Consider the following 11,885-nt stretch of genomic DNA (forward strand, 5'->3'; position numbering starts at 1 on the left):
CTGACCGAAAAGGGCCGGAGCAAAAACAGCCCCGGCCCTTCCTCTCTCGACAAGTATCCTCGGGGGGAGTCCCCTGAAAGGGGACGGGGGCAGACAGCCCCCCCTGCGCCGTCAGCGCATGCGTAGCGCGCCGTCGATGCGGATCGTCTCGCCGTTCAGATAGCCGCTCTCGACGATGAAGCGCGCCAGTTCGGCATATTCGCGCGGATCGCCCAGACGTTTGGGGCAGGTGACATCCTGCGCCAGCCCGGCGCGCACCTCGTCGGGCAGGCCAAGCAGCATCGGGGTCAGGAACAGGCCCGGCGCGATCGCCATGACGCGGATGCCCTCGCGCGACAGATCGCGAGCCATCGGCAGCGACATGCCCGCGATGCCCGCCTTGGACGAGGCATAGGCGACCTGACCCTTTTGCCCGTCAAAGGCCGCGACCGAGGCGGTGTTGACGATGACGCCGCGCTGGCCATCCTCGGTCGGCTCGTTCTTGGCCATCTCGACCGCTGCCAGACGGGCGACGTTGAAGGTGCCGACCAGGTTGATGCCGATCACGCGGTTATAGTGATCCAGGCTGTGCGCGCCGTCCTTGTGAATGGTTTTTTCCGCCGTGCCGACACCGGCGCAGTTGACGCAGGCGTTGATCTTGCCCATCGCCTTGACCGCCGCCGCGACGGCGGCCTGTACCGAAGCCTCGGACGTGACATCTGTTTCGACGAATGTCGCGCCGATCTCGTCGGCGATCTGTGCGCCGCGGGTGGCGTCGCGGTCCAGGATGGTGACCTGCGCGCCGCCGTCACGGAACATGCGGGCCGTCGCCTCGCCCAGGCCCGAGGCGCCCCCGGTGATGATCGCGGCCGTGTCTTGTAGTTTCATGGCTTTTGCCCTCTCTCCCGCTCAAATGAACATGCGTTCAGATAACGCCGGGGCAACGGTGCTGTCAAAGCCTGCGGGTGGATACGTAGCGTCCGATCAGACCCAGTTCGATGACCGTCAGGATGATGCGCCAGATGTGATGCGCGGTGACCAGCGCCGGGTTGGCATTGAGCGACAGGGCGACCAACGCCATTTCGGTGACCCCGCCAGGGGCAAAGCTGACCAGCAGCACGTCGAGCGGCTGATCGGTCAGGCGCATCAGGGCCAGCGCAAAGGCCAGCCCGATGCCCAGCATGAAGGCGACGGACACCAGCCCCAGCCCCAGACCGCGCAGCAGGGCGTTGCCGCGCAGACCGCCAAGGCGCATCCCAAGGCTGGCCCCGATCACCACCTGACAGACCGAGATCATCCAGTTCGGCAGGTCCAGAATGCCCAGCCCGGTCACGCTGACCACGGCGGCGGCAAACAGCGGGCCGGTCAGTTGCCACGCGGGCAGGTGCAGCCGGTGACCCAGCCAAAGCCCGGCCATGGCGGTCAGGATGACGACGTGCAAGTGACTGAAATCAGAGGGGCTTGCATGGGCCAGCATCATGCCGCCGGCACTGCCGACGGGGGCGCCCATCCAGATCGACAGCCCGATGGGAACCAGCGTGATCACAAGGATGATGCGCAGGAACTGCTGCATCGTCAGGGTGGCGATGTCTGCCCCCGCCGCCTCGCCCATGGCGATGGACTCCAGCAGCCCGCCTGGGGTGGCGGAATAAAACGCGGTGGCGGTGTCATAGCCGCCGATATGCCGGAAAATCAGGTAGTTGCCACCATGCGCCAGCAGGACGAAAATGATGATACCGGCAAAGCTGATCAGCATGGCGGGCAGCAGCGCGATCAGGTCGGGAGAGACCTGCGCGCCGATCATCACGCCGATCACCGCGAGAAAAATCAGGCGAAATTTCTGAGGAAAAACATAGCCTTCGGGGATCGTAGGGGCAAAGAGGATGCCGGCGAGCGCGGTGGCCACAAGGCTGCCCAGCATGAAGGGAAGGGGGGTGTGCAGCAGGTGCGCGATGCCGCCCCCGGCCCCGCCCACAAGAACAAGGGCCAGCGTTGTCAATATGGTCGCGCGCGTCATCGGTGTCCTGCCTGCGTCGCCACAGCTATAGCGCAGGGGCGCCGGGAATGCCAAGGGATTGTATTTGCTGGGGTTTATGGAGCGGGTGAAGGGAATCGAACCCTCGTATTCAGCTTGGGAAGCTGCTGCTCTACCATTGAGCTACACCCGCGTTGTGCCGTGTCTTATACCGCTTCGCCGGACCTGTCCAGTGGCGTAAATGGCGATGCGCGCGCCCTGCACAGGCGATGCACATGGCATGCATATACGCCGGCGTATGGCGTCGGATTGGTCAGGTCGCCCCCGGCGCCTCCGCACGAGGGGCAGGGGGTGGGGGTCATCCCGGCGTGGCGCTGTAATCGGCGTCGGCGACTTTTTCCAGCCAGTCGGCGGCGCTGTCGCCGTCTTTTTCCTGAATCGCGATATGGGTCATGGCGCAGTCCGGCGCGGCCCCGTGCCAGTGTTCTTCGCCCGGATCGAACCAGACCACATCGCCGGGAAATATCTCTTGCACCGGGCCGCCGCGACGGCCCGCGCGGCCCTTGCCCGCGGTCACGATCAGGGTCTGGCCGAACGGATGCGTGTGCCATGCCGTGCGCGCGCCCGGCTCGAACGTCACGGTCAGGGCGTTCACCCGCGCCGGGGCGGGGGCCGAGATCACGGGATCAAAGCGCACTGTGCCGGTGAAATAGTCGGGGTTGGGCCCCTGGGACGGGCGGCTGCCCGCGCGGTGGATCTGCATGTCGTGCCTCCTTGGTTGGGGGCAGGATAGCGGCCCCGAGCGGGCAGGCAAGCGGTTAGCCGCGGCGGCGACGGCGGCGGCCATCGCCCGGTTCGCGCCCGCCGGTGTTGAAGCTGACATCGGGCAGGGGCACCACGGCGGACAGTTGCGGGAACGGGTCGGTCGCGTGGGGGATCGCGTTGGCGGCGACGAAATGTTCCTGAAAGCGCGGCTCGATCGCGGTTTCGACCTTGGTGATCCGGTGCACCGTCTGTTCGATCGCGGCGCGGGCGGCGATGTTGTGCAGCGCAATGCGCGCGCCGGTGCCTGCGGCATTGCCCGCGCTGGTGACGCGGTCCAGCGCCACATCGGGGATCATGCCCAGCACCATGGCGTGCTTGGGGCTGATATGCGCGCCGAACGCCCCGGCCAGCACCACGCGGTCGACGTGATCGACGCCCATTTCATCCATGAGCAGCCGCGCGCCGGCATAAAGCGCGGATTTGGCAAGCTGGATCGCGCGGATATCGCCTTGGGTCACGCTGATCAGCGGGCCACCGTCGGCGGTGCCGTCAAAGATGACATAGGAATGCGTGCGCCCGTCGGGAACACAGCGATCGGTGCCGGTCTGCGCCGCCGAGCCGATCAGGCCGGACGGGTCGAGCAGGCCCGCCATGCGCATTTCGGCCACCGCCTCGATGATGCCCGACCCGCAGATGCCGGTGATGCCCGAGGCGGCCACAGCATCCCCGAAGGCCGGATCGTCGGACCACAGATCGCTGCCGATGACGCGGAACCGGGGTTCCTTGGTGGTGGTGTCGATCTCGATCCGCTCGATGGCGCCCGGCGCGGCGCGCTGGCCCGAACTGATCTGCGCGCCTTCGAACGCCGGGCCGGTGGGGGATGAGCAGGCCAGCACGCGGCTGGTGTTGCCCAGCAGGATTTCGGCATTGGTGCCCACGTCGCAGATCAGCACCAGATCCTCGGATTTGTCCGGTTCCTCTGCCAGCGCCACGGCGGCGGCGTCGGCGCCCACATGGCCCGCGATGCAGGGCAGGATGTAGAGCTGCGCGCGCGGGTTGATCGCCGTCAGCCCCATCTCGCGCGCGGGCAGGCTGAGGCTGTCGGAGGTGGCGAGTGCGAACGGCGCCTGCCCCAGTTCGACCGGGTCGATCCCCAGCGCAAGGTGATGCATGACCGGGTTGCAGACCAGCGTGACCTCGGTGATCAGGGCGGGGTCGATGCCGCCTTCGGTGGCCAGATCGGTGGCCAGAGTGTCCAGCGCCTCTTGGACCACGCGGGTCATCTCGGCGTCGCCGCCGGGGTTCATCATGACATAGCTGACGCGGCTCATCAGATCCTCGCCAAAGCGGATCTGCGGGTTCATCAGCCCGGCCGAGGCCAGAACCTCGCCCGTGGCCAGATCGCACAGGTGACCCGCGATGGTGGTCGAGCCAAGGTCGATGGCCAGGCCATAGATGCCACCCTCGTGCAGACCCGGCCAGATGTCGATCAGTTTCGATGCGCCCCCGTGGTGGTCGTGGTGCAGCGCGACCGTGACCTGCCAGTCGCCCTTGCGCAGCACGGGTTGCAGCCTGGTCATCACCGACAGATCGGCGGTGACGCCTGCCACATCCCATTGCGCGCGCAGGGCGCGGGCGAGGCGTTCAAGATCGCCGGTGGGGGTGTGCATGTCGGGTTCATCCACCTCGACAAGGAACAGCCGGGTGGCCGGGTCCATGGTGATGACGCGGTTGGACGCGGCCTTGCGCACGACCTGCCGGTGGACCTGGGATTCGGCGGGCACGTCGATCACCACATCGCCCTGCACCGTGGCCTGACAGCCCAGACGCCGGCCTGGTTTCAGGCCGCGTTTCTGTTGGTACCGTTCCTCGACCGCGTTCCACTCGGACAGGGCGGTGTCGGCGACGGTGACGCCGTGTTTCGAGAATTCGCCATAGGAGGGCGAAATCTGGCATTTCGAGCAGATGCCCCGCCCGCCGCAGACCGAATCGAGATCGACGCCCAGCTGGCGGGCGGCGGTCAGGATGGGTGTGCCGGTGGCAAAGCGGCCCCGCTTGCCCGAGGGGGTGAAGATGACGAGAGGATCGCTGCTCATGTGGCGGCCTTTTTGGTCAGGGTGACCGGGACCATAGCGGGTGCGGCGGCGGTTGAAAGGCGGCAAGCGTCATTTTCGGCCCGAAGGGCGGCATGGGGCGTGAAAGATTCTCGTGATGATGTTCGATCCGGTTCACATGTACGGGTCTACTTGGGGCGGTCTATTGGTGCCCGCGTGCGTGAAAGATGAACCCCAGCATGTTGAGCAAAAGCTGCGCGGCCAGGATCTGCGTGCTGCCCGAAGGGTCGTAATCGGGGGCGACCTCGACCAGATCGATGCCGACGACATCGTGGCGGCGGGCGAGCGCCTGCATCATTTCCAGCACCTCGTAATACAGGAACCCGCCGTGGCTGGGCGTGCCGGTGCCGGGCGCGATCGAGGGGCAGAAGCCGTCGATATCGACGGTGACATAGACGCGGGCGCCTGCCGGGATGCGCGCGATCACCGCCTGCGGGCCGATCTGCCGGGCCTGCCGGACCGACAGGATATCGGCGCCCATGGCGCGGGCGGCCTCGTAGCCGTCCCTGGCGGTGGAGCTGACATTGCGGATGCCCACCTGCGTCAGCCCGGTGACATAGGGCTTTTCCGCCGCGCGGCGCATCGGGTTGCCATGACCACGGGTGACGCCGTGGCGGATATCGACGAAATCCAGATGCGCGTCGATCTGCAGGATGTGGATGTCGCCCTGACCCTCGAAGGCCTCGATGCAGGGGATGTTGATCGAATGATCGCCGCCGATCACCACCGGCAGCGCGCCTGCGGCCAGGATGGCGCGCACGCCCGTGGCAATGTTGGCGTGGCTGGTATCTGTATCGGTGTGCACGATATCGGCGTCGCCGATATCGACAATGCGGACCGAGCCGGGCAGGTAGGTCACATCATCCTCGTGGTCATAGGCCCCGGCGTGACCAAAGCTGAACAGGGTGCTGGCCTCGCGCACCGCGCGTGGGCCAAAGCGCGCGCCGGGCCGCCACTGCGTGCCGAAATCGAAAGGTGCGCCCAGGATCGCCACATCGGCGTCGATCGCCTGCCAGTCGGCCACGTAGGGCCGCTTGCCAAAGGTCGAAATCCCCACGAAAGGCAGGTCCAGCCGCCCGCCGTCATACCCGTGCCCTGCCATATCTTGCGCCCCCTGCCGAATGATGCGCCAAGGGTGGCCCCGAATGCCGCAGCGGGCAAGCGGAATTCGGGGTTTCGCCCGGGTTCCATCCATGCAATAGGGAAGCGCCAAACGATCCCCGCACAGGAGTGCCGCCAATGGAGATTCGTGAGGCCCTGACCTTCGATGATGTTCTGCTTGTTCCCGCCGCGTCCAGCGTGCTGCCATCGACGGCAGATACGCGGACATGGGTGACCAAATCCATCGCGATGAACATCCCGCTTTTGTCCTCGGCCATGGATACCGTCACCGAAAGCCGGATGGCGATCACCATGGCGCAGGCGGGCGGGATCGGCGTGATCCACAAGAACATGGATATCGAGACGCAGGCGCGCGAGGTGCGCCGCGTCAAACGGTTCGAAAGCGGCATCGTCTACAACCCCGTCACCCTGACGCCCGACCAGACGCTGGGCGATGCCCGTGCCCTGACCGAGCGGTATGGCTTTACCGGCTTTCCGGTGGTGGATGAGAAGCATCGCGTGGTGGGGATCGTGACCAACCGCGACATGCGCTTTGCCCAGACCGATGACACGCCGGTGCGGGTGATGATGACATCCGAGAACCTGGCGATCCTGCGCGAACCCGCCGACCGGGACGAGGCGATCAGCCTGATGCGCGCGCGGCGGATCGAGAAGCTGCTGGTGACGGATGCGCAGGGCAAGCTGACCGGGCTGCTGACGCTGAAGGATACCGAAAAGGCGGTGCTGAACCCCACGGCCTGCAAGGACCATCTGGGGCGGCTGCGCGTGGCGGCGGCGACCGGCGTGGGCGATGCGGGGTTCGAGCGGTCGCAGGCGCTGGTGGCGGCGGGCTGCGACATCATCGTCGTCGATACCGCGCATGGTCATTCGGCGGGCGTGCTGGAGGCGGTGACGCGGGTCAAGATGCTGTCGAACGAGGTGCAGGTGATCGCGGGCAACGTGGCCACCGCCGAGGCCACCCGCGCGCTGATCGACGCAGGCGCCGATGCGGTCAAGGTGGGCATCGGCCCGGGCAGCATCTGCACCACGCGGATGGTGGCCGGTGTGGGCATGCCGCAAATGACGGCGATAGTGGATTGCGCGCGCGCGGCGGGCGACGTGCCGGTGATCGCCGATGGCGGCATCAAGTTCTCGGGCGATTTCGCCAAGGCGATTGCGGCAGGCGCGTCCTGCGCCATGGTTGGCAGCCTGGTCGCAGGCACCGATGAAAGCCCGGGCGAGGTGATCCTGTATCAGGGCCGCAGTTTCAAGGCGTATCGCGGGATGGGCAGTCTGGGCGCGATGGCGCGCGGCTCGGCCGATCGCTATTTCCAGAAGGATGCGGCCAGCGACAAGCTGGTGCCCGAAGGGGTCGAGGGGCAGGTGCCCTACAAGGGGTCGGCCACGGCCGTCGTGCATCAGCTTGTGGGCGGGCTGCGCGCCGCCATGGGCTATACCGGCTGTGCCACGGTCGAGGAGATGCGCCGCAACTGCACCTTCGTCAAGATCACCGGCGCGGGGCTGAAGGAAAGCCATGTGCACGATGTGCAGATCACGCGCGAAAGCCCGAACTACCGGATTGGGTAATCTTGTCATGGTCTTGGCGTGCAAAGTTAAGGTGATGCATTGACCCCCGGCGCGCGGGTTGCGGCGGCGATCGAGATTCTGGACATCATCCGTACAGGCGCACCTGCCGAGGCGGCGCTGACACGTTGGGCGCGCGGGTCGCGGTTTGCCGGGTCCAAGGATCGCGCGGCGGTGCGCGATCATGTCTATGACGTGTTGCGGCGCTGGCGGTCCTGTGCCGCCCTGGGCGGGGCCGAGGATGGGCGCAGCCTGATGCTGGGGCTGTTGCGCGGGTCGGATATGGACCCCGCGGCGTTGTTCACGGGTGACGGTCACGCGCCCAACCCGTTGACGGATGAAGAAAAAACTGCCGGTGACGCGCCGCAGGGCGTGGTTGCGGCAGACCTGCCCGACTGGCTGTGGCCGCACTGGTGCGACAGTCTTGGCGCGCAGGCCGGTGCCGTGGCCGAGGTGATGCGCCACCGCGCGCCGGTGATGCTGCGGGTCAATTCGGCGAGGACCACCCGCGAGGACGCCCGGAAGGCGCTGCAAGATCAGGGAGTTATATCCCGAACCTCAGATGTTTCACCGACCGCGCTGGTCGTGACCGAAGGCGCGCGGCGTGTGGCGCTGTCAGAGGCTTATGCCTCTGGCCTTGTGGAGTTGCAGGACGGGGCCAGCCAGGCCTTGGTGGATGAACTTTCTGTGCCAAAGGGTTCCGCCATATTGGATTTTTGCGCAGGTGGCGGGGGCAAGGCGCTGGCCATGGCGGCGCGGTTCGGGGCCCCTGTGCTGGCCCATGACGCGATCCCGGCGCGGATGAAGGACCTGCCCGCCCGCGCGGCGCGGGCCGGGGCGCAGGTGGAACCGGTGGATATCGACACCGTTCGGGCGCGTGCGCCGTTTGATCTGGTGCTGACCGATGTGCCCTGTTCCGGCAGCGGGGCCTGGCGGCGCGCGCCCGAGGGCAAATGGACCCTGACGCAAGCGCGGCTGGATGAATTGAACGCCACGCAGGACGCGATTCTGGACGAGGCGGCGGCGCTGGTCGGGGCGTCGGGTGTGCTGGCCTATGCGACATGCTCGGTGCTTGAGTGCGAGAACGTCGCGCGGGTCGCGGCTTTTCTGACACGTCATCGGGACTGGTATCTGCTGCGCGATCGGGCCTGGCTGCCGGGGTCCGAAGGCGACGGGTTTTTCCTTGCGCTTTTGGCGAAGCGGCAGCAGTGAAATCAACCTTTGCGTGAAACTGCAAGCGTGTTAAATCCTGATTAATGTATCGCGCTCTAAATGGTGGCGGTACATGGGTTTACAGGGGCACAGCTTGACCGACAGTGCGATCACTCCTGGGCCGCTGGCACGCAGCGGGGCGCGCATCCTGCGACGGGTGGGCGCGGTTCTGGCGCTTGCGGCGCTGTGTCTGGCCGTGTCGCTGATGGTGCCGCAGCGCGCCTTGGCGCTTGGCAGTCTGACGATGGCGATCACCCTGCTGATTGCCGCGGGGGCCGCGGCACTGGCGGTTGGATTGCATGGGCACAGGCAGCGTCAGGCGCTGACGCTGATCGGTACCTGGGTGGAAAACGATGTGCTGCCAACCTTTGTGACGGATCGTGATGGTGCGATCGCAAGCCGCAACCGGGCTGGCGCACGCATCGCGGCCGAGGCGGTGACGCTGGCCGGAGCGTTGGAGAAAAGCATCGCCAACCCCGGCGCGGTGCTGTTTCGTGTGCAATCCAAGGCGATGGCGGCGGGTCATGCCGCCGAGGATGTGGTGTCGCGCCGGGGCCACACGCGGATCAGCGCGCATATGCTGGACCACGGCGCGATGTTGTGGCGGATCGAGGATCTGGCGGATCGAGTCGTCAGCGCGCGGGGATCGGTGGCCTTGCCTTTGCTGACGGTCGGGCGCAGCGGCACGGTGCTGTCGATGAACGATGCCGCGCGACGGTTGGTGGGCGATCGCTGTCGCGCGCTGGAACAGATATTTCCCGAACTGCCGCTGCGACCGGGCCATGTGCAGACGGTGACCGCAGCTGACTGGCCGGTGCAGCGCCTGATCGCGCAGACCGAGGGGCTGGCAGGGCGACGCGAGATCTACCTGCTGCCGCCACCCGCCGGTCTGCAACCCGAGGTGCCAAGGGCCGAGTTTCTCGATCACCTGCCAGTCGCCCTGCTGCGTCTGGACGCGCGCGGTCAGGTTCTGATGGCCAACCGCATGGCGCTGACCCTGCTGGATCGGGAAACCTGCACCGATGTGCCGCTGTCCTCGCTGATGGAGGGGTTGGGACGCTCGATTTCCGATTGGCTGGCGGATGCGGTGGCGGGTCGGTTGACGCAGACCTCGGAGTTCCTGCGCCTGACGCGTCCGGACAGGGATGTGTTCGTGCAGGTGTCGCTGCACCGCACCGGCGCGGATGACGAGGCGGCGCTGGTTGCTGTCCTGTCCGACGCGACCGAGTTCAAGGCGCTGGAGGCGCAGTTCGTGCAAAGCCAGAAGATGCAGGCAATCGGCGAATTGGCCGGCGGGGTGGCGCATGATTTCAACAACCTGCTCACCGCGATCAGCGGCCATTGCGACCTGATGTTGCTGCGCCATGATCAGGGCGACCCTGATTTTGCCGATCTGATGCAGATCAACCAGAACGCAAACCGCGCCGCGGCGCTGGTGGGGCAGTTGCTGGCGTTTTCGCGCAAGCAGACGCTGCGGCCTGAGGTGCTGGACATGCGCAACACCCTGGCCGATCTGACCCATTTGCTGAACCGGCTGGTGGGCGAACGCGTGACGCTGAGCCTGACCCATGACCCGGCGCTGCGCGCGATCCGCGCTGACAAGCGGCAGCTGGAACAGGTGTTGGTGAATCTTGTGGTCAACGCCCGCGATGCCATGCCCGAGGGAGGCGAGATCAGGATCGAGACCGAGACGGTGCATCTGGATACGCCGATGACCCGTGACCGTGCGACGGTCCCGCCGGGGGCCTATGTGGCGATTCGCGTCACCGATGACGGCGTGGGCATGGAAGAGGACGTGCGAAAGAAGGTGTTTGAGCCGTTCTTTACCACCAAGGGCGTGGGGCAGGGTACCGGGCTGGGCTTGTCGACCGCTTACGGCATCGTCAAGCAAAGTGGCGGGTTCATTTTCGTGGACAGCACGCTGGGACAGGGAAGCTGTTTCACCCTGTATCTGCCCTGCCATGCGGACGCCAAGACCCTGATGCCTGCCGCGCCTGTGCCTGCGGACGCGATGGCATCGGCCAAGCCGGCCGAGGGCGTGGTGCTGCTGGTCGAGGACGAGGCCCCGGTCCGTGCCTTTGCCGCCCGCGCCCTGCGCCTGCGCGGCTATACCGTGATCGAAGCCGATTCGGCCGAGGCCGCCCTTGATCTGCTGCGCGACCGCGACCTGGCGGTGGACGTGTTCGTCACGGATGTGGTGATGCCCGGGCGCGACGGGCCAAGCTGGGTGAAAGAGGCGCTGAGGGAGCGACCGAGCGTGCAGGTGGTGTTCGTGTCGGGCTATGCCGAGGAAAGCTTTGGCGAGGCGCAGAAGGAACTGCCGAATTCGGTGTTTCTGCCCAAGCCGTTCTCGTTGGCAGATCTGACCGAGACGGTGCACCGGCAGTTGCATTGATCGCCGCGTGACGTGCGGCGATCAGCGCGAGGAGATGGAAGCGTAGAGATCGAACTCCTCGGCCTTCTTGCGGCGCAGGCGGCTTTCGACATCGGGTGACAGGCTCAGGTCCATCTGCGGCGAGACATTGGCGCGGGGCAGATCGATCGTTGTTTCAAGCCGCTCTTCGAGAAAGCCGATCAAACCGGCCTGATCCTCGTAGCGGAACAGGTGCGTAACGGCGGTGCCGTTCGGGCGGGGTTCAAGGAACTTGGCCTGGCTGCCGACATTGGCGAAGCCGGGCGGTTTGCCCTGCATATGCGCCTCGACGAATTCATCGAAACTGATATCGAATGTGGCATTGGCCTTGCCCTGCATGAACGGCCGGCGACGATAGCGATACCAGCTGCCCAGCCACGAAACCGGTTCGCGCATGACGGCCAGGGTTTCCATGTCATCGACGCGCCCCGCCTTTTCGAACATGGGCCGGAAGAAACGGTTGTAGCGGTAGAGCGGCGCGTGCTTGAGCTCGGGCGGATCGAGAATCACCATCGCGGCGAGCGGTGCTAGCGCCTGCTCAAAGGCGGTGGTACCGGTTTTGGGCACCGACAGGAACACCAGTTTCTGCTTCCAGAACACCAACATGCGCGCGACACCCCCTTTGCCCCGATCCTGGCCCGGCGGGCCTTAATCACTTCTTAGGGTCTGTTGACGTTTAAGGATTCCCATATCGGCTTCGAAGTGATTCAAGGTTGCCAAATGGGAGGTGACCTTGATCCGC

At 66.1% G+C, this 11,885-nt stretch carries 9 protein-coding genes and 1 tRNA gene; 3 read left to right on the top strand and 7 right to left on the bottom strand.

The genetic code is table 11. From position 1 onward, the window contains the following. Positions 1 to 111: 111 nt before the first annotated feature. From ACFTOW_RS18080 to speB, 6 genes are all read right to left on the bottom strand, one after another. Positions 112 to 867 (bottom strand): SDR family NAD(P)-dependent oxidoreductase, encoded by a 756-nt coding sequence (locus ACFTOW_RS18080; RefSeq protein WP_379918333.1) that lies wholly within the window; start codon positions 865 to 867, stop codon positions 112 to 114. A gap of 64 nt (positions 868 to 931) precedes the next feature. Continuing rightward, complete coding sequence (locus ACFTOW_RS18085) at positions 932 to 1,996, bottom strand: AbrB family transcriptional regulator (protein WP_379918335.1); 1,065 nt, start codon at positions 1,994 to 1,996, stop codon at positions 932 to 934. 77 nt (positions 1,997 to 2,073) lie between these two features. After that, positions 2,074 to 2,147, bottom strand: a tRNA-Gly gene (locus tag ACFTOW_RS18090). Between the two features lie 165 nt (positions 2,148 to 2,312). Beyond that, complete coding sequence (locus ACFTOW_RS18095; protein ID WP_379918337.1) at positions 2,313 to 2,717, bottom strand: (R)-mandelonitrile lyase; 405 nt, start codon at positions 2,715 to 2,717, stop codon at positions 2,313 to 2,315. Between the two features lie 55 nt (positions 2,718 to 2,772). Further along, a complete protein-coding gene (locus ACFTOW_RS18100) occupies positions 2,773 to 4,815 on the bottom strand; it encodes an ASKHA domain-containing protein (protein ID WP_379918339.1) in 2,043 nt (680 codons plus the stop codon). A 160-nt stretch (positions 4,816 to 4,975) separates the two neighbouring features. Further along, positions 4,976 to 5,935, bottom strand: coding sequence for an agmatinase (gene speB / locus ACFTOW_RS18105; protein WP_379918341.1), 960 nt, complete (start codon positions 5,933 to 5,935; stop codon positions 4,976 to 4,978). Between the two features lie 137 nt (positions 5,936 to 6,072). On the opposite strand from speB, the gene guaB reads away from it, so the two are divergent. From guaB to ACFTOW_RS18120, 3 genes are all read left to right on the top strand, one after another. Continuing rightward, positions 6,073 to 7,521 (top strand): IMP dehydrogenase, encoded by a 1,449-nt coding sequence (gene guaB, locus ACFTOW_RS18110; RefSeq protein ID WP_379918343.1) that lies wholly within the window; start codon positions 6,073 to 6,075, stop codon positions 7,519 to 7,521. 39 nt (positions 7,522 to 7,560) lie between these two features. Further along, entirely contained in the window at positions 7,561 to 8,730 is a 1,170-nt protein-coding gene (locus ACFTOW_RS18115) for an RsmB/NOP family class I SAM-dependent RNA methyltransferase (protein WP_379918345.1), read from the top strand. A gap of 94 nt (positions 8,731 to 8,824) precedes the next feature. Then, the gene (locus ACFTOW_RS18120) at positions 8,825 to 11,125 is read left to right on the top strand and encodes a hybrid sensor histidine kinase/response regulator (RefSeq protein WP_417498545.1); all 2,301 of its coding nucleotides are present in this window, start codon (positions 8,825 to 8,827) and stop codon (positions 11,123 to 11,125) included. Positions 11,126 to 11,146: 21 nt separating this feature from the next. Here the strand turns inward: ACFTOW_RS18120 and ACFTOW_RS18125 are convergent, their stop codons facing one another. Next, complete coding sequence (locus ACFTOW_RS18125; protein ID WP_379918349.1) at positions 11,147 to 11,749, bottom strand: gamma-glutamyl kinase; 603 nt, start codon at positions 11,747 to 11,749, stop codon at positions 11,147 to 11,149. Between the last annotated feature and the right edge of the window lie 136 nt (positions 11,750 to 11,885).

Origin of the sequence: Lacimonas salitolerans (genome assembly GCF_042677865.1) — a bacterium.
Classification (GTDB): Bacteria; Pseudomonadota; Alphaproteobacteria; order Rhodobacterales; family Rhodobacteraceae; genus Lutimaribacter; species Lutimaribacter salitolerans.